Genomic DNA, 21,389 nt, shown 5'->3' with positions numbered 1-21,389 from the left:
GACTCGTAGATCAACAGATTCCGCACCGTAGCGCGGCGCCGATGTTGAACCCTCGAACGACACCGGATTGTGCGACCCACGCGAGGAAACCTGCCTGTCCGCACACTAGCTCCGCCGCCGCGAGCAGCACCACAGTGATCCCTTTCGATGACGTGGCCGCCACGCTGAAGCACCAGCAGGCAGCTCTGCCCGTAAGCCGGTCCTTCACCGGCCCAAGCGCCACCCAAGATCTTCCGGATCACGATCGCCGCGTTTCCGGGGCCTGTCGATTGCCGTAAGACCCGCCCGCAAGAATGCCCGGCGAAGGGGCCCTATACGGCACACTCCTGAGACATCAGATCCGCAGTACGAATGGCAGACAGCCCGCGGCCTAGACGCTGGCGGCCGCCCCGGACACGCGCACGGCGACCTGCCCGCTCCCCTGCGCCAGCTGCGAGGCTGCGGCTTCGTCAGCCACCACCGTCACGTGCGGGTGCAGCTGCAGGACCGACCCCGGGCAGTCAGCAGTGACGGGCCCGTTGAGGGCGGCGGCCAGGATGCCGGCTTTGTCCGCGCCGTTGACCACCAGCAGGAGGTGGCGGGCTTCCAGGATGGTGCCCAGGCCCTGCGTGATGCAGCGGAGCGGCACTTCTTCCGGCGTGCTGAAGTGGCGGGCGTTCGCCTCGCGGGTGCGTTCCGTGAGGACTTCCACGCGGGTCCGGGAGTCCAGGGCGGAGCCGGGCTCGTTGAAGGCCAGGTGGCCGTTGTGGCCGATGCCGAGGATCTGCACATCGATGCAGCCATCTCCGGCAATGGCGGCGTCGTAGACAGCGGCTGCGGCCTCGGGGCCCGCGGCGCTTCCGTCCGGCACGGCAACGTTGGCAGGATCCAGATGCAGCCGCTCAGTCACTTCGCGCCGGACAACTTCGGCGTAGCTTTCGGGGTGTCCGGCGGGCAGGCCCACGTACTCGTCGAGGGCGAAGGCCCGGACGGAGGACATGTCCAGCCGATGGTTGGCGAGCGCCGCGTAGATGGGCAGCGGCGATCCGCCCGTGGCCACACCCAGGACGGCGTCGGGCTTGCTGCGGATAACGGCAGCGAGGATCCCGGCGGCGACGGAACCGGTAGCTGAGGCGGTAGGCACAACGAAAATTTCCACGGCAAAGGCACTCTCTACGAAAAGGGCAGGGCTAAATCCGCCCGGGCGCAGGCGGCGAAGGAAAGGCGGAGGGAAACAGGCTAGGCGGCCGCGACATCCTTGAGTTTCAGGCGGATGCCGTCAAAGTGGCGTTGCAGGCGTTCGGACGCAAGAGCCTTGTCCTTGTTGGCCACGGCCTCGAAGATGTCCCAGTGGTCCTGCGTCTGCTGCTCAAGGTTGACCGGGCCGGTACCGATGGCCAGGTGGATCTTGCGGTAAACCTGCCAGAACACATCCATGAGGTTGATCAGCAGCTCATTGTTCAGGGGGGCGTACAGGCGGCGGTGGAATTCGGCGTCGTGCTCATGCAGCGGCTCCCCCTTCTTGGCCGCGTCCTCCATGGCTTCCATGGTGGAGCGCAGGTCAGCCACGTGCTCGTCGGTGAGCAGGTCAATGGCCGGTCCGATCAGCCCGGACTCGAGGGCCTGGCGCACATCGATGAGCTCCATGGCTTCCTCGCCCTTGTGGCGGAGGGACAGCCGGCCGCGGAACGTCAGGCCGGACACCAGGGCGCTGAAGTTGTTGGGTGCAACGAACATGCCAAAGCCATGCCGGATCTCAATGACGCCCAGTGCCTGGAGTACTTTCAGGGACTCGCGGACGGTGTTGCGGCCCACGCCGAGCTCGGCGGAGAGCTCACTTTCGGTGGGCAGCGCGTCACCGACGTCCAGGCCGCGGTCCAGAATGAGGTCCATGATCCGCGTCTGCAGGGCATGCGAACGGAGCTGCGCACTGAAACGGGCGGGCGATACTTCTTGCGATGCGATGGCCACGTGGGTCTCCTCCTTGCCGCGCTTAGGGGTCACGACTTGTCCTACATCTAAAGGGTACAGGAGATGGGACGTCCAATGTCTAGATATTGGGAACGTATTTTTTGAGCAGTTCCAACCCTCAGGGACCGAATCTAACCCAGGAGCGCCGAATCTAACCCAAAAGGGACCGAACAAGCTCGCGGCACGCCCGGTAACCAGGCGTTTTGGGGTCGATCAGGGCGTAATGGTCCCCGGGAACCCTGACCAGCCGGGTCTCCATGTTTGCCGTGGTTCCAGCGTTCACATAGGACTCGGACTGGCCCAAGGGAACGGTGGTGTCCTCGGACCCATGGACAGCGATGACCGGCACGGCCAGCGGAAGGGCGGTCATGGGGTCGGCGTACCTGTAGCGGTGCGGATATTTCGACGACGACCCGCCCAGGAGGTTGCTCACCGCACCGTTGCTGAGGTTCAGCTTCTCCGCCTCGGCCAGGTTGAGCAAGCCGGACTGGCTGACCACGCCGGTGAGGTGCACCGCGGAGGCATCTGAGGTGCGGGGCACCTGGCGGTCAGCATCCGGCATTCCCAGCTGGGTAAGCTTCCCCCGGCCGGCAGCCCAGGCGGCCAGATGCCCGCCGGCTGAATGGCCCAGCGCCACCACCGGACCCAGGTTCAGGGCATGCTTGGCCGCGAGGTCGCCCAGCTTGTCGATACCGGTCAGCACGTCAGTGAAGGTGTTTGGCCAGCCGCCGCCGTTTCCGGCCCGGCGGTATTCAAGGTTCCAGGCGGCCATGCCATGGGCGGCCAGGTCCTTGGCGATGGGCTCCCCCAGCTCTGCGCCATACTGCGAGCGCCAGTAGCCGCCATGGATCACCACCACCACGCCGCGGTGCTCGGCGCCGGCCGGCAGCTCCGGCAGGAAAAGCTCGCCCCATTGGCTGGCGTCCTCGCCGTACTGGTACTTGTGCCGCTTCACTGCATCCCCCTTGGCACCGCCACCGGCGGTACCGTCCCGCTCGGCGCCGGGCGAACACGCGGCGCCGAGAATTCCAACGGCCGCCGCGGCAGCCGCACCAACCAGCGTGCGAAAGACAAACGTCCGACGCCGCAGATCAGCCATGTGCCGAGCCTACAGCGTGGTGCCTCCCGGCAAAGTCGCCGAGCAGGAAACCGGTAGATTTGTGCCCGTGAATTCCATCCTCGGGATGACCTGGAGGGACTACCGGGACGCAACAGCCGCCGTCGTGCGTTTCCTGCGGGCGCTCCGTGGCGCTCCCGGGTACTAATACGTCGCCGGACCACCGGCGGCCGCCCGGGAAGGGCGTAGTGTCGGTAGTAGGAGATTTCGGGGGTGGCATATAGGTCCGGGGTTGAATATACGGGCCGCGCGCGAAGAGAGCGCACAGCCGCCAGCCGGGTCGTGTGACCCCGGCGATGCTTGGAATTGAGGCCGCATGGCCGAGAATGATGCTCTGCCGACGGCGGAGCAATTGCAGGACCTACTCCTTGAAAGTCCGGGCTTCACCGAATTCCTCTTGGGACTGACAGCGATTTCCGCGTCCTTGCTGGGCGGGGAGACGCCCCTGCTGTGTGCCATCACGGTGGAACGGGAGACCGGGCCCGTGACGGTAGCCAGCAGCACGGAGACCGCCCGGAGCCTGGACGAACGCCAGTACGCACTCGACAACGGTCCCTGCCTGACGGCGCTGCGGGAGCAGCGCACAGTCCTTATCCGTGATCTTCAGGCGGACGAGAGTTGGGCCTGGTATGCCGGGGCGGTCGCAGACGAAGGCATCCGGACAATCCTGGCCGTCCCCATCCCCACCGACAACGGTTCCCGCTCCGCCCTGAACTGCTACTCAACCCAGCTGAATACGTTTGCCCCGGACACGGTGACCGCCATCGAGGAGCACGCTGCATCGCTGTCCCGGATCCTGCGCTTGGCAATCCGCGTGCACCCTTCGGACCCCTACCCGGAGCATTTGAGGTCGGCGCTGCGGTCCCGGGCCGTTGTGGACTCGGCCGTGGCCCTGATCATGGTGCAGAACCGCTGCAGCCATGAAACCGCCGTCAAGCTCCTGCACCTTGCCTCCCGCAGCAGCAACCGCCGGCTGCATGACATTGCCGGGGACATCCTGCACCACGCCTCAGATATCCCCGTCATCACCGGAGGCGGGGAGAAATGATGGACGACGGCGGATTGGGCACCCCCCAGCCTGCCTTCGAGGCGGCCCAGCGCAAGTTTGCAGCCGTCCAGTTCCAGAGCGGGAACATCAGCCTCCCGGCGCTATGGACCTACTATTACGGGATCGGCGGAAACGTCGATCAGCTCGGGGTGGACGCCTATCTGCACGAGCTGGTGGAATTGGCCCCGCTGCAGATGGATCTCATCCAGACCGCCATCAAGGAGATCACGGCGGACGGACCGGGAAGTGCACATGTCTCAGGACTTTGATATCCGAGAACCCCAATCCGGCAAAGTTGGACGTGCCGGCGCGGGCCTGCACGAGTTTGTGCTCCACCTGCAGGACCTCGTCCTGGCAAGCTCCGACGTCCGTGAATTCCTGGCCGCCACCGCCGCGATTTTTGCCACGCAGCTGTCACAGCCCGGGAACCACTTGTCCTGCGGGATCACGGTGGTCCGGCAAAAGCGGCCCGTCGCTGTGGCCAGCAGCGATACACTCGCCCGGAACCTGGACGAACTGCAAAACAGCATCGGCCATGGACCTTGCCTGACAGCCCTCCGGACAAAATCCATGGTCCATGTCCCGGATCTGGACGCCGATGTCCGGTGGCCGAAATATAACCAGGAAGCCCGCAAGACGGGCATCGGCTCCATCCTGGCGGTCCCAATGCATCTGCAGGCTCCTTCGCAGGCTGTGGTAAACCTCTACTCCCCCAACACGGATGGCTTCCCGCATCACGGGATGGATGCGGCTGTTGGCCTGACGGGCATCGCCGCCAAGGCGCTGGACCTCGCCCTGAACATCGCACAGCTGCGCGACGCCCGTGACGACCTCGCCGCCGCCCTGAAGTCCCGCACCGTCATTGACACGGCCATTGGGGTCATCATGGCGCAGAGCCGGTGCAGCCGCGATGCGGCATTCCAGATATTGGTCAATGCGTCGAGTCACCGCAATATGAAGCTAAAGGAGGTGGCCGCCGGCATCATTTCTGGAATTGCCGGCGAACGGGTGTTTCCCACCACTTACGATGAATAGCCACAAAGCCGGTATTCGTGCAGGTCCGGGTCCGCAGCCCACCGCGCACGTTAGGCTTTACCTGAAGCGCTGAACGGTCACAAACAGGCTCATCCGGCACGCCGGAGGCCGGTCACGCAGAATGGCCGGAGGCAAAAAGCAGGATCAAGAAGTATCCCCTGGATGAACTATCCACTGCCTTGGGCAGGATTATGGGGCTGCTCCTCACGGAAGAAAAAGTGGACCACGCCGTCCAGCATCTCTCCCGCGCCGTCAGGGATTCCATCCCGGGGACTCTTGGGGCAGGTGTCTCAATGCTTGATCCCCATGCCCGCCCGGTCAGCTCCGGATCTACCGACAGCGTGGTGGAACGCGCCGACGCCCTTCAGTATGAACTGGTCCAGGGGCCCTGCCTGACAGCCTGGGCCACCCAAGAGAGCATCCTCATCCATGACGTTGCAACTGAAGCCCGCTGGCCAAACTGGAGCGCCGCCGTCGTTGACTTGCCAATCCGCTCAGTGATCAGCACCCCGCTGATCGCCGACGGGCAGGCCATAGGTGCAATGAAGATTTACGCCGCCTCCCCCGGCGCCTTTGAAGATGCCACCGCTGCCCTCATGGAGCTTTTTGCCTCCCCCGCGGCCACCCTTCTGTCGCATATCCAGACTGCCGAAACTCCGGAACGCATCAGTGACAGCCTTCAATCGGCTCTCTACAGCAGGGACCTGATTAACCGGGCCTGCGGAATCCTCATGGAGCGCCACACCATCACCGAGGACGCCGCCCTGCAGCAGCTGATGCGGCAGGCCCGCGCGACGCGCAGCACGCTTATGGAAGTCAGCGCCATTGTCCTGGCCGGGGTGGCCTCCGACCCGCGCAGAGGCAGTAGTGATGGGCTTCGATAGCAGCGAATGGGAGCAACGCCGCAGGCTCCAAGCAGCACTGGCAGCAGCACAAGTCAGCACGGGTGACCTGTGGCTTTACTACTTCGGCATCGGCGGTTCGGTCGGTGAGTATGAAGTGGAGGCCTACCTGCAGGGGCTTCTCTCGCTCCCCGAACTGCAACGGGACCTCCTGGCCATGGCGGCAAACGAACTGTTCAATGACCACGCCGGCCCCCGCGCGCCCTATTCGGACGAGCTTGGGTCTGGGGATCCATCCCGCCCCGAGGATCCCTAGCGGGCCAAACGCTCTCTCACTTAATGCCACTTTTCGCCGAACGCTCTCTCACTTGATGCCACTTTTCGCCGAACGCTCTCTCGCTTTCTTGAGGCAAGTGAGAGAGCGTTGGTGATTTTCCTGCGTTAAGTGAGAGAGCGTTTGATGGTGCCGGGTGCCTTGCCGCCCAGCCGTGCGGTGACTTTGTCCGCCGCTGCCCTGCAGGATTCGCCGAGGCTCTGCAGGCGCTCCTTGGAGACCCGGAACCGCGGGGCCGGGATGAGGACTGCTGCCACAAGGTCGCCGCGGTGATCGTAGACGGGGGCGGCGACGCCGACTTCATCCAAGGAGGACTCGCCGTAGTTGATAGCCCACCCGCGGCGGGAGTCGTCCTTAAGGCGGAGCAGATAGTCCTCAAGGGAGGCCTCGTCCAGCCCGGGGTAGGTAATTGCTCCGCTGCGCAGGAGGGCACGCACCCTCTCCTCCGGTTGGATTCCAAGGAACACCTGAACCGAGGAACTCAACGCGTCGCTGTAGCGGGCCCCCAGCGGCGCAGTGTGCTTGATCTGGTGGCGGCTGGCAATCTGCTCCACGCAGATCGACTCGTTGCCCTCCCACATCATCAAGGCACTGGTTTCGCCCGTCAGTTCCGTGAGTTCGCGCAGGACGGGATAGGCGACACGCCGCTCCTCCAGTTCGGCCAGCAACGGACCGGCGACGGCGATCAGGCCCAGTCCGAGCCGGAAACGGCGCGTGTCCGCATCGCGTTCCACGAGGTTTTCCTGTTCGAAGGTTGCCAGGATCCTTGACACGGTGCTCTTGTGCAGGCCCACCCGGTTGGCGATCTCCGTCACGCCAAGCAACGGCTCGTCGGCCGTGAATGATCGAAGGACGGCGATGGCGTTGACGATGACAGAGGCGCCCTTGGTATCGCCCTTGCCGTTGGTGTCGCTGCCGTTGGTGTCAATGGAATCCGGTGTGGTCATGATGCTCACTATCATTGCGCATAGTCAGCGGAAAGCGGCGCCGCGTCAGACACGGCGCCGCTCCCCGGGGCCGTGGTTGAGCTTGTCAGGGTTTCGGCAGGCTCAACCACCGGGGTTAAGCTCCGATGATGTTGTACTCGGGGCCGAACGGGAACTTGGTGATGTTCTCGGCGCCGCCTTCGCCCACCACCAGGATGTCGTGCTCGCGGTAGCCGCCGGCGCCCGGCTGGCCATCCAGGACCGTAATCATGGGCTCCATGGAAACCACCATGCCCGGCTCCAGCACGGTGTCGATGTCCTCGCGGAGCTCCAGCCCGGCTTCGCGGCCGTAGTAGTGGCTGAGGACACCGAAGGAGTGTCCGTAGCCGAACGTCCGGTTGGCGAGGAGCCCGTGGCCCACGTAGATCTCGTTGAGCTCCGCGGCGATGTCCTTGCACACGGCGCCGGGTTTGATCAGCTCAAGTCCGCGCTTGTGGACCTCCACGTTGATGTTCCACAGTTCCAGGGAGCGGGCATCGGGTTCGCCGTAGAACAGCGTGCGCTCCAGTGCCGTGTAGTACCCGCTGGTCATGGGGAAACAGTTCAGGGACAGGATGTCGTGTTCCTGGACCTTGCGGGTTGTGGCCCAGTTGTGGGCGCCGTCCGTGTTGATGCCGGACTGGAACCAGACCCAGGTGTCCCGGATTTCGGAGTTGGGGAACGTCCTGGCGATCTCGTGGACCATCGCCTCGGTGCCGATCAGGGCGACCTCGTACTCCGTGATGCCGGCCGTGATGGCGTTGCGGATGGCCTCGCCGCCGAGGTCGCCGATCCGGGCACCGTGCTTGATGACCTCGATTTCCTCCGCTGACTTGATCATCCTCTGGCGCATCGCTGCCTGCGCCACGTCCACGAGCGTCGCGCCGGAGAAGGCGGCCTGGATCTTGTTGCGGTTGTCCAGCGGCAGCGAGTCGTCCTCGACGCCGAGGCGGCGCGGGTTGATGCCGCGGGTCCGCAGGACTTCCTGGATGGCGAAGATGTAGTTGTCCCGGCGCCAGTCCGTGTAGACCAGGTTGTCGCCGTAGCTGCGGCGCCAGGGCATGCCGGCGTCGATGTTGGCTGTGACGGTGACGGTGTCATCCTTGGTGACCACCATGCCGTAGGAGCGGCCGAAGGTGGTGAACAGGAAGTCGGAGTAGTACTTGATGGAGTGGTAGCTGGTGAGGACGACGGCGTCCAGGTCCTTCTCGGCCATGATCCGGCGAAGACCGGCAATGCGCCGCTCGAATTCGGCGTCGGAGAAGGTCAGGGAGACCTTCTGGCCGTTGTTGAGGACCTTCAGACGCTCCAGTTCGGCGACGGAGGTGGCGTTTTCAGATGCTGTGGTGGTCATTGTGGTGGTGCCTTTCTGCGATGCATTTACGTGACGTATTTGGGTGATGCATTTACTTGAAGGGAGAAGCTGTTGGAAGAGGTGGGCTATTCGTGGCGCAGCGGTTCTTTGCACGTTTCCCTGGACAGTGAAACGGCGATCAGCGAGATGACAGCCGCAGCGACGAGGTACCAGGCGGGGGCCAGATCGCTTGCGGTGGCGGCGATCAGGAGCGTGGCCATGAACGGGGCGGTACCGCCGAACAGCGCGTTGGAGAGGTTGAAGCTGACCGCGAAGCCGCTGTAGCGGACGCGGGTGGGGAACATTTCGGCCAGGAAGCTGGGAAGTGTTCCGTCATTGAGGGTGAGCATCGCGCCCAGCAGGATCTGGACCAGGACGATGACCAGGAAATTCCCGGTTCCCAGCAGCGCGAAGGCGGGAACGGTCAGCACAATGAATGCGATGGATGCACTGATAAGCACCTTCTTGCGTCCGTAACGGTCCGAAAGCATCCCGGTCAGGAAGATAAAGCCGATGTACGTAACCAGTGCGATGGTCGTCGCAAGGAACGATTCGGTTTCGCCAAGGCCCAGTTCCGAGGACAGATAGGTGGGCATGTAGCTGAGGATGACGTAGAACCCGACGGCGTTGAGCAGCACGGCTCCGACGGCCTGCAGCAGCTGCCGCCAGTGGTTCCGGAACAGGCTGGACACGGGTGCCTTGATTGCCTGGTCCTCCGTTGCCAGCTCGCGGAACACCGGGGTGTCTTCGAGCTTGGTCCGGATGTAGCGGCCGATCAGTCCCATCGGGGCTGCGAGCAGGAACGGCAGGCGCCAACCCCAGCTTTGCATGGCATCGGAACTCAGAAGGACTGTCAACAGGCCTGCAATCAGGGAGCCGAGGAGCAGTCCGGCCGCGGTACTGGCGGGAACAACCGCGGCGTATAGGCCGCGCTTGTTGGCGGGAGCGTACTCGACCAGGAAGGCCGACGCTCCAGCATATTCACCAGAAGCGGAGAAGCCCTGCGCTACCCGGATGACCAGAAGCAGGATGGGAGCCCAGATGCCGATCGTGGCATAGCCCGGAATGAGGGCTATGCAGAAGGTTGCTCCTGACATGATCAAGATCGAGAGGGACAGCGCTGTCCGCCGGCCCACCCTGTCACCGATGTGGCCCCAGACGAACCCGCCGAGCGGGCGCACCAGGAATGAAATCGCAAACAGGGCGAAGGTCAGCAGAAGCCCGGTTTGGGGATCTGATTCAGGGAAAAAGACTGTCGCGATCGTTACGGCAAGATAGCCGTAAACGGCGTAATCGAACCACTCTACGAAGTTGCCGATGAAGCTGGCCGCAATGACTCTGCGGCGTGTTTCTTTGCTGACCACGTTGTCAGCCGGTTCAAAATTCTGGCCGCTCATTGTGCTGCGGCCGGCCCGGGGCCCGTCATGTACACCATGTGGTTGAGGGCCGGGGCTTCCCGCACGAGCGGGAGAGGAAGTTTCGTTACTCATGTATCCACCAAGTTGTTTGGGGTTGCAATCAGCGCAACGCTGTTGCAACAGACTAAGCGTGATGAGCAACACAGTCAATGGTTATTTTGTGGCTCGGCACATGGATCCCGGAAAGGTCAGCGTCTGACTTCCCGGCAGCGCGCAGCAGGAGAGAACATTGCGGTCTGTTGCATAGGATGAAATCATGTTGCGACAGTGGCGTGAGTCCAACACCCCAACTTGGACTGTGGACGAACGCAGCACACGAGGGATCTATTGACACCCTCCGTGGCGGCTGACATATTTCGAGTACGCGCTATGTGCACCGTGTTGTGTAATACGCAATAACGTCAGGTCGGCAACCAGCGGTTGGGGGCTCTCGGAGCTGCGGCATGAGAACCCTTTGAACCAGACGGGCCGGCTGGATTGCCCGGAGCGCCGTCGCCCAGGAGTCCCTGGACTCAGGAAAGGAACACCAGCTAATGGTTCACAGAGTCAAGGCGGTCATCGCCAAGGAAAAGAATGCCCCGGTATCGGTGGAGACCATCCTGGTCCCGGACCCCGGTCCGGGGGAGGCGCTGGTGGACATCCTCACGTGCGGGGTCTGCCACACCGACCTGCACTACAAGCAGGGCGGAATCACCGACGATTTCCCCATCCTTCTGGGCCACGAGGCCACCGGTGTGGTCAGCGCCGTGGGTCCGGGCGTCACAGAGGTGTCTCCCGGCGACCGCGTGATCCTGAACTGGCGCGCTGTCTGCGGTGAGTGCAGGGCATGTGCCAAGGGCCAGCCGCAGTACTGCTTCGACACGCACAACGCCACGCAGAAGATGACGCTCGAGGACGGCACGGAGCTCTCCCCGGCGCTGGGCATCGGCGCCTTCGCGGAAAAGACCCTGGTAGCCGCCGGGCAGTGCACCAAGATTGACGACGACACCGATGCCGCCGCCGTCGGCCTGCTCGGCTGCGGCGTGATGGCAGGCATCGGCGCGGCCATCAACACCGGCGAGGTCAAGCGCGGCGAGTCCGTGGCGGTGATCGGCTGCGGCGGGGTAGGCATCGCCGCGATCGCCGGCGCCAAGCTGGCCGGAGCCACCACCATCATCGCCGTGGACATCGACGCCAACAAGGTGGCCATGGCCACCTCCCTCGGGGCCACCCACGGCGTGGACTCCAGCACCGAAGACCCCATCGAGGCCATCCGGGCCCTCACGAACGGCAACGGAGCGGACGTGGTGATTGACGCCGTCGGCCGTCCTGAAACGTACAAGCAGGCGTTCTACTCCCGCGACCTCGCCGGCCGTGTGGTGCTGGTGGGCGTCCCGACGCCGGGCATGTTGCTTGAGCTGCCCCTCCTGGACGTCTTTGGCCGCGGCGGTTCGCTGAAGTCCTCCTGGTATGGCGACTGCCTGCCCTCCCGTGACTTCCCGATGCTGGTGGCGCACTACAAACAGGGCAACCTGGACCTGGACGCCTTCGTCACCGAGCGCATCACCATTGACCAGGTGGAGGAAGCCTTCGTCAAGATGCACGAGGGCAAAGTCCTGCGCTCGGTGGTTGAAATTCAGTCCCTGAAGGAGCTCTCATGAAAGTCACCATCGAAAACCTGGTCACCTCGGGCACTTTTTCGCTCGACGGCGGCACCTGGGACGTGGACAACAACGTCTGGATCGTGGGCAACGACGATGAATGCGTGATCATCGACTGCCCGCACGACGCCGCCGCAATCATCAGCCAGGTCCGGGGCCGGAAGGTCCTGGCCATCCTGCTGACCCACGCGCACAACGACCACATCGGCGCCGCGCGTGCCGTGGCCGAGGCCGTGCAAGCGCCCATCTACCTGCACCCGGGCGACCTGGTGCTCTGGGAGCAGGTCTACCCGGACCAGCAGCCAGACCACAGCATCAGTGACGGCGAGGTGTTCGCGGTGGGCGGCGCCAGCATGAAGGCCATCCACACGCCCGGCCACTCCCCCGGCTCCACGTGTTTCCTGCTGGAGCGCGAAGCAACGATCTTCACGGGAGATACGTTGTTCAACGGCGGTCCGGGCGCCACTGGCAGGTCCTTCAGCGACTACCCCACGATCCTCGCCTCCATCCGGGAACGCCTGCTCATCCTTCCGCCCGGGACTGTGGTCCGCACCGGCCATGGCGACAACACCACCATCGGGGCCGAACAGGAGACCCTGGCGCAGCTGGCCTAGTGAGACCAGCCCAGTAACACCCACGTGATCCAGTGAAAGCAGTCCAATGAAGGTCGGTTCAGTGAAGTTCGGCAAGCAGCCCGCCCCCGTTGAGGACATCAGCGAGGACAACCTCGAAGTCCACAAGCCCAAAACGGAAGCGGCCGGAGTCAAGGCCGTCATGGTTGCCCTCGAACGCGCGGTGGCCCAGGCCGGGGTGACCCGGACGGCGCAGTCCCTGCTGCGGCTGAACCAGCAGGGCGGGTTCGACTGCCCCGGCTGTGCGTGGCCGGAATCGGCCACGAAGCGCAAAGCGGCCGAGTTCTGCGAGAACGGTGCCAAGGCGGTGGCTGAGGAGAACACCCTCCGCACGGTCGGTGCCGAGTTCTGGGCCACGCACTCCATCGCCGAACTCTCGGGGAAAACGGAGTACTGGCTCGGCAATCAGGGCCGGCTGAGCGAACCGGTGGTGATCCGCGAAGGGGAGACCCACTATTCGCCGATCTCCTGGGCCGAAGCGTTCGAACTGGTAGGCGAACACATTCGGGCCTCCACCCCGGACCGGTGCGTCTTCTACACCTCCGGCCGCACCGCGAACGAGACGGCGTTTATGTATCAGCTGTTCGCGCGGGCCCTGGGCACCAACAACCTGCCCGACTGTTCGAACATGTGCCACGAGTCCTCCGGCTCGGCGCTGAACCCGACCATCGGCATCGGCAAGGGCACCGTGTCCCTGGAGGACATCCACGACTCCGAGCTCATCTTCGTCGTGGGGCAGAACCCCGGCACCAACCACCCCCGGATGCTCTCAGCCCTGAAGGAATGCAAGGACAAGGGCGGCAAGGTGGTGGCCGTCAACCCGCTGCCGGAAGCCGGGCTGTTCAACTTCAAGGACCCTCAGACCGTCTCCGGCGTCGTCGGCGGCGGAACGCCGCTGGCCGATGAGTACCTGCAGATCAAGGTCGGCGGAGACCTGGCCCTGTTCCAGGCACTGGGCCACCTGCTCCTGGCGGCGGAGGAACGCAACCCGGGCACCGTCGTCGATCGTTCCTTTGTTGACGCGCAAACCGACGGGTTCGACGCCTACCGAGACGCCCGTGAGGAGCTGGACTGGGCCGAAACCGAAAAGGCCACCGGCCTGCCCCGGGAACAGATCGAAACCGTGGCCGGGATGCTGATCCGGTCCAAGGCCACGATCTTCTGCTGGGCCCTCGGCGTCACGCAGCAGCCGCACTCGGTGGACACCATCAAGGAAATGGTCAACGTCCTGCTCCTGCAGGGCAACTTCGGCAAGCCCGGCGCCGGGGCCTGCCCGGTCCGCGGGCACTCGAACGTCCAGGGCGACCGGACCATGGGCATCTGGGAAAAACCCAAGGACTGGCTCCTGGACGCCCTCGACACCGAGTTCGGGATCAACTCGCCCCGCCCCCACGGCTATGACGCCGTCGAAACCATGGAAGCCTTCGACCGCAACGACGTCGACGTCTTCGTCTCCATGGGCGGAAACTTCTCACTCGCCGGCTCCGACACGCAGGCGCTGGAAGCCGGTATGCAGCGGATCGGCCTGACCGTACACGTCTCCACCAAGCCGAACAGGTCCCACGTGGTCCACGGGCGCACGTCGCTGATCCTGCCCACCCTCGGCCGGACCGATAAGGACGACAAGCACCCCAAGGGCGCCCAGTTCCTGTCCGTGGAGGACTCCATGTCCGTGGTCCACTCCACCCAGGGCAGGCTGGCGCCCGTCTCCGAGCACCTGCTCGCCGAACCGGTAATCGTCGCGCGGATGGCCGAGGCGACCTTCGGGCCGGACCACCTCGTGGACTGGAAGGCCATGGCCGGGGACTACGACGTGGTCCGGGACCACATCTCCCGCGTCCTGCCCGGGTTCGAGGACTTCAACACCCGGGTCAGGACCAAAAACGGCTTTGTACTGCCCAACCCGCCACGGGACACCCGCTCGTTCAAGACCGACATCGGCCGGGGCCGCTTCACGGTCAGCCCGCTCGAATACCTCACCCCGCCCGACGGGCACCTGGTCCTCCAGACCATCCGCAGCCACGACCAGTACAACACCACCTTCTACGGCCTCGACGACCGGTACCGGGGGATTTCGGGCGGCCGCCGTGTGATCCTGGTCCACCCCGAAGACCTGGCAGAACTCGGCTTCCAGGACCGGGACCTCGTGGACGTCGTCAGCACCTTCCGCGGCCACGACCGGCAGGCGGACAAGTTCCGCCTGGTCGCCTACCCCACAGCCAAGGGCTGCGCCGCCGCATACTTCCCCGAAGCCAACGCCCTGGTCCACAAGGAAAACGTCGCCAGGGAATCCAACACCCCCGGCTTCAAGGCAATGTTCGTCCGCTTCGTGCCGCACGCCGGCGGCTGAGCCCGGGCCTGCTTGCCCAGGCCTGGGCAAGCAGGCCACTTCTTCAAACTGGCTCTAACTTTGCAGTCCAGTTTGCCGCTACGGTGAAAGGCATGCATATACCCCTGATCCAGATCGACGCCTTCGCCACCAAGCCCTTCGAGGGGAATCCAGCAGCCGTAATGCCTTTGGAGGGCTGGCTGGTTGACGGTGTCCTCCAGCAGTTGGCCGAGGAGAACAACCTCTCCGAGACGGCCTTTATCGTTGCCGCGATCCCGTACGAAGCCACGCCCTTCGACTCCTCGCAGCCCGCCTACCACCTCCGCTGGTTCACGCCGGCCATTGAAGTGGACCTCTGCGGGCACGCGACCCTGGCCACGGCGTCGTACCTCTTCACGGACGTTCACCCGGACGCCAAGCGGCTGCAATTCTGGAGCCGCAGCGGCTGGCTGTTTGTAGAGCGCGACGGTGACGGCTTCATCCTGGACTTCCCTTCCGAGGTCCCTGAACCCGTGGCCGTCGACCCCTCCGTATCAGAAGCCCTCGGGGTCCCGGCTCTCGAGGCCTTCCTGGCAACCGACCTCATCCATGTCGTCAAGGATGCCGAGACCGTGCGCACGCTGACCCCCGACTTTGTGGCGCTTGCGAAGCTGCCGGTGCGGGGCGTCGTCGTCACGGCGGAGGGTTATGGAACCGGCCACGACTTCGTCTCCCGGTTCTTCGGTGCCCGGGCAGGCATTGCCGAGGACCCGGTGACCGGCTCGGCGCACTCCCAGCTGGCACCGCTCTGGGCCGGCAGGCTGGGCAGCACGGTCCTGTCCGCCCGCCAACTTTCGGCGCGCGGCGGGACCGTGCTCTGCCGTGTGGAAGGTGAGCGCACCCTGCTCTCCGGCACGTGCGTGCGGTACCTCGAAGGCAGGGTGTGGCTGGCGGCCTAGCTTCGTGCCGCCCGGCGGCGGTTGAGCCTATCAAAACCCCGCCCACTAAATCGGCTCCTGCTTTCCCTCCGGGACGCCACGGTGAAGGATGCCACAGTCTCGAGCCGTGGGTGCAATTCGTCGCCGTCTTCCACGACGCCTGTCTGCCACCACAGTTCCAGCCCTTCCGGGACAATCTCCAGGCTGGCCAGGTTGTTGTTGAACCAGGGTCCCTCGACGCGTGTCCAACGGAACGGCGGGTCCGGCACACGCGCGGAGCGGGCCACCAGGCCCCCAATCGGCGCAGCCAGGCCGTAGGCCATGGCGGCCCCGAAGTATCTCATCAGCCGGGGAAGAGGGTTCCGGATCGGGGAACAGACTGCCTGCATGATCCGGCTGCCCGAGGAGCGTTTCACCTCCGCGACGTAGGAGAAGTGCACGTCCCCGGACAGGAACGTGACTGTCTCCGGTGACGGGCCGCGCTTGCCATCCGCGACCTCGGCGGTCATGACGGCCACCTCCTGGAAGCTTTTTTGGAAGGCGCCCCAGTGTTCCAGGTCCACCGCCTGGCGCAGCTTCTCGCCGACCCGGGCGGCGCGCTTCCCCCACGCGCCTTCCGAAACGGCCTCATTCCACGACTCGACGTGGTGCAGGCCCATCGGCAGCAGGAAAGGCAGCGACGTTGCCACCAGCACGTGGCGGAATCCGCCGCGCATCCGGCCGTCGAGCCAGACCATCTCCTCATCATCAAGCAGGGCGCGGGCTTCCGGCACCAGGTTCCTGGCGGCTCGGGAGTCAACCACTATCAGCCGTGTGTCCCCGAAATCCCGGCAGAAGCTCCACCTGTAGGATTCCGGGTCCCGGTCTGCGCGTTCAGCGAAGCTGTCCAGTTCCGCGCTGAGGTCGAGCTCAGCCTCGCTCCGGTGCCGGGCGATCCGCTGCCAGATGGCATCGGTAAGCCGGTCCTGCGGCGACAGGTTGCCCAGGTGCTGGTAGACCCAGTAGGAGGACAGCCCCGAAACTATCCGCTCATGCCACCACGAGGTGGCTTCCATGCTCCTCTTCCAGCTCAGTGAAGCGTTCCAGTCGTCGCGGATGTCGTGGTCGTCGAAGATCATGGCGCTGGGCAGGGTGGACAGCAGCCATCTGTTCGCCGGGTCGGACCACGCGAGATTGTAGAGGTGCGCATACTCCTCGTAGTCCTTGAGCTCCTCACCAGGCGGTGCACTGATGTCGCGGCGGGCGCGGATGAACTGCTGCATCTGTTCGCTGGTCAGGTCGGCGTACACCTGGTCTCCGAGGAAGGCCACCAGGTCCGGCCACGGCAGGTCGCCGCCGGAGGCCATCGCCAGTGCGTAGGCGCGGAGCGAGTCGACGCCGTGCGTCCGGTTGCCGGACTCGTCGTGCGGGACACTGGTGCGGCAGGACCCGTAGGCCATGCGCAGCGGCTTGCCGGGCTTCAGCGTCGCGATCACCGGCGGCGGAAACCCGGTGCCCGGCTCAGGCCAGACCTGCACGCCGCCGATTTCCAAGGTGTAGGGAAGCACTGATCCTGGCTCAATTCCGTCCGCCTCCACCAGCGCGTAATGGTGGCCGTGCACCGCGAAAGTACGCGCCGCCCAGCTCTGCTGTCCGGCCCGGACGGTGACGCGGGAATCGCTCCGGGTCTCCACCCAGATGCTCGCCGAGGTCTCATCCACATACCGCATCATGGGACCAAGCACCAGGGAAGTCGTCATCACTAAGTTGTACCCGTTCCGGCCCGCGGCAACCATGGCTACGGCCAAAGAGCCGAGGAAACACCAGCGGCCTGCCTCCACGTTCGTTCAAGTGCTCAGCCGAGTCGAGGCGGGAACACATTGCTTTCGGGCACTCGTCAGACGGCGGCGTGGAGGAAACGCTCCAAGCCTTTCTCTCCCAGGGAGAGTGCATTGTGGACAAAGTCGGGGTGACCGCGGCCTTCACGCGATGCTAGGCGCCCGTCTGATGTCAGCACCGAGTTCAGCTCCGGTTTGGGTTCCGGTTTTTGTTCACCGGGGCCAGTGAGGTGGTTCCCAGTCCTGGTGTTCGCTCTTGTAGTGCCGGCCGGAGGGTGAAATCCAGCGGGGTGGCTCGTTTTTGGCTGCTGGGGTGGGTCTCCAGGCGCTGGTGTGTCTGAGCCGGTGGTGTCGGAGACATGACTGGCCCAAATTCGATACGCCGGTGGTTCCGCCCTGATGCCAGGCCACGACGTGGTCCGCTTCGTTGTCCAGGGACTGGTTGGAACATCCCGGGAAGGGCATCGGCCGTCCAGCATCCGCAGCCACCGCCGCATCGCTTTGCTGGGCCGGCAACTCTTGCGGCCGATCTCCAGCGAGGACCCGTCCCGCGGGTCAACCAGGACCCGGTAGAACGAGTCTGCTCCGTTGGCGACGAGGTCCCCAGCCATGGACGGTGGGATCGGGCCGTACCCGTCGAGCATGGCTGGTTCATCGGTGGCGCCGAGCAGGGAGAACACCAGCACCGTCACCAAGACCTCGGCCCGGGGCGTGGGGACTTTCCCGGGGTTCCCCGCGTCCCCACCGTGGCCAAGACTACGGCCGCCGCCGAGGAGTGCGGTGGCGAAGGTGTCGGAGCGGAGCTGGGTGAGGTTGCGGTTCTCGTCGGGGCCCTGCAGACCACGCGCGAGGGCGGTGGTGCGGTTCCAGATCGCTGCCGCCTGGTCGGCAGGCAAATACGCCGCGAGCCAGGCCATGCCGTCCTTGTCCGGCGTGTATTACACCCGCCGGTCCAGGACGCCTTTGGCGTGGCGCTTCTCGATGCTCTCCGTGTGGTGGCGTTAGCGCCAGATGCGGGCTTTGTGGCGGAACCGGGAGGCGGGCATTTCCCCGGCAGGGCAGCCACGGGTGGTGAGCTCGTGGGACTCGGACAGCAACACACTCGCCGCGCGCGGCCCGATTGTCAGGACGCACGCGATCTCCGCTGCCACCGATGCCTCCTGCGCCTGCGCTGACGCGGCGGGAGGTGCCATCGAGTGAATATTGTCCGTGTACTTCGCCGCAGCCTGGGCCTTCAACGCGGCAAACCGCGGCTCCGACCCGGCGGTCCAGGCAAGAATGTCCAGGCAAGAATGTCCAGGCAAATATCCGCAAATGCCTTCGCCACCGCTCCGCTTCCCATGCATCAATCCTCGTGGGAGGGTCTGACATTCAAGCGACATGGTTGAGCCTGCCGGGTTTCGACAAGCTCAACCACCGAGCCCAGGCGGCAACCCCCGGGGTTTTTGCTCAGCCGCGCAGGCGCTCCATGCCGGGATCGAACAGCGGCTCGGCCGTGACGGTCGCGGCGATGCGCTTCCCGAAGTACTCAACCTCCACCGAGTCCCCAACAGAGACCGACGCCGGCAGCCAGGCGTACGCGATCGGCTTGCGCACCGAATAGCCGTACGCAGCGCTGGTGACGTACCCGGCAGGCTCGCCGTTGACGTACACGGGTTCCTTGCCCAGCACAACGGACGTGCCGTCGTCGACCGTCAGGCACCGCAGCGCCCGGGTGGCGGGCTGCTCCTTGCGGACGGCCAGCGCCTCCCAGCCCACGAAGCCTTCCTTGTCCTTGGCGATCGAGAAGCCCAGGCCGGACTCGTAGGGGTGGTGCTGCGATGTCATGTCAGTGCCCCAGAGCCGGTAGCCCTTTTCGAGCCGCATGCTGTTGAAGGCGCCACGCCCGGCCGCGATGATGCCGTGCTCCTGCCCTGCCTCAAACAGAAGGTCCCACAGCTTCAGCCCGTACTCGGCAGTGGTGTACAGCTCCCAGCCAAGCTCACCGACATAGGAGAGCCGCATGGCCGTGACGGGGATGCCGCCCACGGAAATTTCCTTGGTCCGGAAGTACTTCAGGCCGTCGTTGCTGAGGTCGTCCGCGCTGATTTTCCCGATCACCTCGCGGGCCAGCGGTCCCCACAGCCCGATGCAGCACGTGCTGCCGGTGATGTCGGAGACGTGGACCCACTGGGCCGGATCCGCGGCTGACTGCCTCCTGGCTTCGACGCGCAGGTAGTCGAAGTCCACGTTGCTGTTTACACCCAGCTGGAACTGTTCCTCCGCGAGCCGGGCCACCGTCACGTCGCTGCGGATGCCGCCGTCGTCCGCCAGCAGCAGGCAGTACGTAACCGCACCCGGCTTCTTGGCGATATTGCCGGTGCTCAGGCGGTGCAGCAGCGCCTGGGCGCCCGGCCCGTTGACTTCCAGCCGCTTCAGCGGCGTCATGTCGTAAAGCCCGACGGCGGTGCGCGTCCTCCATGCTTCGGCCGCGGAGATGGGGGAATGGAACATCGCCGCCCACTCGTCCCGCTCCGGCGCCTGCCATTCCGCCGGCAGCTCCTCGAGCAGGCCGCGGTTGGCCTCGAACCAGTGCGGACGCTCCCAGCCGGCGGACTCCAGGAAGAACGCCCCGAGTTCCTTCTGCCGCGCGTTGAACGGGCTGACGCGCAGGTCCCGCGGAGATTCCTTGGGCTGCAGCGGGTGCAGGATGTCGTAGATTTCCACGAAGTTCTGCTGCGACGTTTCGCTGACGTACTGGTCGGACGTCTGGACCTTCTCGAAACGGTTGAGCTCGCAGCCGTGCAGGTCCGTGCGGGACTGGCCCTCGATCAGCAGCTCGGCCATCGCCCTGGCCACGCCGGCCGAGTGCGTAACCCAGACCGCCTCGGCAACAAAGAAGCCCCCGACGTCGGGCGACTCGCCCATGAGCGGTCCGCCGTCCGGGGTGAAGGAGAAAATGCCGTTGAAGCCGTCATTGATCTGGGTTGCGTGCAGGGCCGGCAGCAGGTCCTGGCAGTCCTCCCAGACGGGTGCGAAGTCTTCCAGCGTAAAGTCCAGGCGGGAAGGCATACGGTGATCGGACATCTCCTCCGCGCCAACGCGGGGCAGCTGGTCCATGTCCACGGGCATCGGCTTGTGTGCGTAGCTGCCGATGCCGATCCGGCTACCGTGCTCACGGAAGTACAGGTCGCGGTCCTGGTAACGCAGGATGGGCTTGCTGGCCCCGTTGGGAAGATCGTTGAGGCCGCGCAGCTCGTTCAGCGGCGTGGTCTTGACGTACTGGTGCGCCAGCGGCAGCAGCGGGACCTTCAGTCCCACCAGCTTGCCGAGTTCGCGGCCCCAGAAGCCGGCGCAGGACACCACGATGTCCGCCGGGATCACGCCGTCGGCTGTTTCGACGCCGGTGACTTTGCCGCCTGCCTGTTCGATCCCGGTCACGGCGGTGGAGCCGAGGAATGTCACGCCTGCCTGCCGTGCGCGGCTGATCAGCAGCTGGACCGCGCGGGCCGCGAGGGCCAGGCCGTCGCTCGGGACGTAAAGGCCGCCCAGGACGCGGCGCCCGTCGGCAAGTGCGCCGGTGTTCAGCAGCGGGTAGTGCTTCTCGCACTCGTCGGGGTCGATGATCCGGCCTTCGATACCCCAGGAGGTGGCGTAGCCGAGCTTGCGTTTGAGGTCCTGGAGCCGGGCCTCGGTGGTGGCAAGCTCAAGCCCGCCCACCTGGTTGAAGCAGGGCACTCCGTCGGCGCTGAGGGAGAGCAGCTTGTCCACCGTATAGCTGGCGAATTCCGTCATGGTCTTGGACGGGTTGGTCTGGAAGACGAGGCCGGGGGCGTGCGAGGTGGAACCGCCGGCCAGCTCCAGCGGCCCCTGTTCCACAACGGTGATGTTGGTCCAGCCGCGGGTGGCGAGTTCGTCCGCGAGGTTGGTGCCGACGATGCCGGCGCCGATGATGACAACGCGTGGTGATGCGCTCATAAGTGGTTCTCCTGTTTGGCTTGGAGGGTGTTCG

The 21,389-nt window shown here is 65.0% G+C and carries 17 protein-coding genes and 1 pseudogene; 9 read left to right on the top strand and 9 right to left on the bottom strand.

The window, feature by feature from the left end:
* Window positions 1-370 precede the first annotated feature (370 nt).
* The 3 genes from ACX80X_RS14460 to ACX80X_RS14450 form a co-directional block, all read right to left on the bottom strand.
* The gene (locus ACX80X_RS14460; RefSeq protein WP_252601847.1) at window positions 371-1,138 is read right to left on the bottom strand and encodes a glucosamine-6-phosphate deaminase; all 768 of its coding nucleotides are present in this window, start codon (window positions 1,136-1,138) and stop codon (window positions 371-373) included.
* 80 nt (window positions 1,139-1,218) lie between these two features.
* On the bottom strand, window positions 1,219-1,983 hold the full coding sequence (locus ACX80X_RS14455; RefSeq protein WP_374210048.1) for a FadR/GntR family transcriptional regulator: 765 nt from the start codon (window positions 1,981-1,983) through the stop codon (window positions 1,219-1,221).
* A 118-nt stretch (window positions 1,984-2,101) separates the two neighbouring features.
* Window positions 2,102-3,049, bottom strand: a complete 948-nt coding sequence (locus ACX80X_RS14450) for an alpha/beta hydrolase (RefSeq protein ID WP_459312467.1) — start codon at window positions 3,047-3,049, stop codon at window positions 2,102-2,104.
* A gap of 334 nt (window positions 3,050-3,383) precedes the next feature.
* Between ACX80X_RS14450 and ACX80X_RS14445 the strand changes: the two genes are divergently transcribed.
* From ACX80X_RS14445 to ACX80X_RS14425, 5 genes are all read left to right on the top strand, one after another.
* Complete coding sequence (locus ACX80X_RS14445) at window positions 3,384-4,115, top strand: GAF and ANTAR domain-containing protein (protein ID WP_252601845.1); 732 nt, start codon at window positions 3,384-3,386, stop codon at window positions 4,113-4,115.
* A complete protein-coding gene (locus ACX80X_RS14440; RefSeq protein ID WP_252601843.1) occupies window positions 4,112-4,384 on the top strand; it encodes a hypothetical protein in 273 nt (90 codons plus the stop codon). The genes ACX80X_RS14445 and ACX80X_RS14440 overlap by 4 nt, the downstream gene beginning before the upstream one ends.
* Window positions 4,368-5,150, top strand: a complete 783-nt coding sequence (locus ACX80X_RS14435; RefSeq protein ID WP_252601840.1) for a GAF and ANTAR domain-containing protein — start codon at window positions 4,368-4,370, stop codon at window positions 5,148-5,150. The genes ACX80X_RS14440 and ACX80X_RS14435 overlap by 17 nt, the downstream gene beginning before the upstream one ends.
* A gap of 179 nt (window positions 5,151-5,329) precedes the next feature.
* A complete protein-coding gene (locus ACX80X_RS14430; protein WP_459312464.1) occupies window positions 5,330-6,034 on the top strand; it encodes a GAF and ANTAR domain-containing protein in 705 nt (234 codons plus the stop codon).
* Entirely contained in the window at window positions 6,021-6,308 is a 288-nt protein-coding gene (locus tag ACX80X_RS14425; RefSeq protein WP_252601835.1) for a hypothetical protein, read from the top strand. The genes ACX80X_RS14430 and ACX80X_RS14425 overlap by 14 nt, the downstream gene beginning before the upstream one ends.
* Before the next feature lie 125 nt (window positions 6,309-6,433).
* On the opposite strand, the gene ACX80X_RS14420 is transcribed toward ACX80X_RS14425, so the two are convergent.
* From ACX80X_RS14420 to ACX80X_RS14410, 3 genes are all read right to left on the bottom strand, one after another.
* Complete coding sequence (locus ACX80X_RS14420) at window positions 6,434-7,273, bottom strand: IclR family transcriptional regulator (RefSeq protein ID WP_252602912.1); 840 nt, start codon at window positions 7,271-7,273, stop codon at window positions 6,434-6,436.
* Window positions 7,274-7,388: 115 nt separating this feature from the next.
* The gene (locus ACX80X_RS14415) at window positions 7,389-8,645 is read right to left on the bottom strand and encodes an aminopeptidase P family protein (RefSeq protein ID WP_252602914.1); all 1,257 of its coding nucleotides are present in this window, start codon (window positions 8,643-8,645) and stop codon (window positions 7,389-7,391) included.
* 86 nt (window positions 8,646-8,731) lie between these two features.
* Window positions 8,732-10,042 (bottom strand): MFS transporter, encoded by a 1,311-nt coding sequence (locus ACX80X_RS14410; RefSeq protein WP_252602918.1) that lies wholly within the window; start codon window positions 10,040-10,042, stop codon window positions 8,732-8,734.
* A 554-nt stretch (window positions 10,043-10,596) separates the two neighbouring features.
* On the opposite strand from ACX80X_RS14410, the gene ACX80X_RS14405 reads away from it, so the two are divergent.
* The 4 genes from ACX80X_RS14405 (at window position 10,597) to ACX80X_RS14390 (ending at window position 15,602) form a co-directional block, all read left to right on the top strand.
* Window positions 10,597-11,703, top strand: a complete 1,107-nt coding sequence (locus ACX80X_RS14405) for an S-(hydroxymethyl)mycothiol dehydrogenase (RefSeq protein ID WP_252609421.1) — start codon at window positions 10,597-10,599, stop codon at window positions 11,701-11,703.
* A complete protein-coding gene (locus tag ACX80X_RS14400; RefSeq protein ID WP_459312462.1) occupies window positions 11,700-12,317 on the top strand; it encodes an MBL fold metallo-hydrolase in 618 nt (205 codons plus the stop codon). Before ACX80X_RS14405 ends, ACX80X_RS14400 begins: the two co-directional genes overlap by 4 nt.
* A gap of 46 nt (window positions 12,318-12,363) precedes the next feature.
* Complete coding sequence (locus tag ACX80X_RS14395) at window positions 12,364-14,685, top strand: FdhF/YdeP family oxidoreductase (RefSeq protein ID WP_459312460.1); 2,322 nt, start codon at window positions 12,364-12,366, stop codon at window positions 14,683-14,685.
* A gap of 92 nt (window positions 14,686-14,777) precedes the next feature.
* Window positions 14,778-15,602 carry a PhzF family phenazine biosynthesis protein gene (locus ACX80X_RS14390; protein WP_252602928.1) on the top strand — a complete coding sequence of 275 codons (825 nt, stop codon included), beginning with the start codon at window positions 14,778-14,780 and terminating at the stop codon, window positions 15,600-15,602.
* Here the strand turns inward: ACX80X_RS14390 and ACX80X_RS14385 are convergent.
* The 3 genes and pseudogenes from ACX80X_RS14385 to ACX80X_RS14375 all read right to left on the bottom strand — a co-directional run bounded on the left by ACX80X_RS14385 (window position 15,599) and on the right by ACX80X_RS14375 (window position 21,355).
* On the bottom strand, window positions 15,599-17,320 hold the full coding sequence (locus ACX80X_RS14385) for an alkaline phosphatase D family protein (protein ID WP_459312457.1): 1,722 nt from the start codon (window positions 17,318-17,320) through the stop codon (window positions 15,599-15,601). The two genes, ACX80X_RS14390 and ACX80X_RS14385, sit on opposite strands and share 4 nt — an antisense overlap.
* Window positions 17,321-17,617: 297 nt before the next feature.
* Window positions 17,618-18,744, bottom strand: a pseudogene (locus ACX80X_RS14380) (HNH endonuclease signature motif containing protein); the annotation flags it as partial.
* Between the two features lie 103 nt (window positions 18,745-18,847).
* Window positions 18,848-21,355: a GcvT family protein gene (locus ACX80X_RS14375; RefSeq protein ID WP_459312455.1), complete on the bottom strand. Its 2,508-nt coding sequence runs from the start codon at window positions 21,353-21,355 to the stop codon at window positions 18,848-18,850.
* Between the last annotated feature and the right edge of the window lie 34 nt (window positions 21,356-21,389).

Source organism: Pseudarthrobacter sp. MDT3-1 (genome assembly GCF_054510755.1).
Note: the sequence above shows the minus strand (reverse complement) of the source record. Positions and strands in the feature narration are given on the sequence as shown.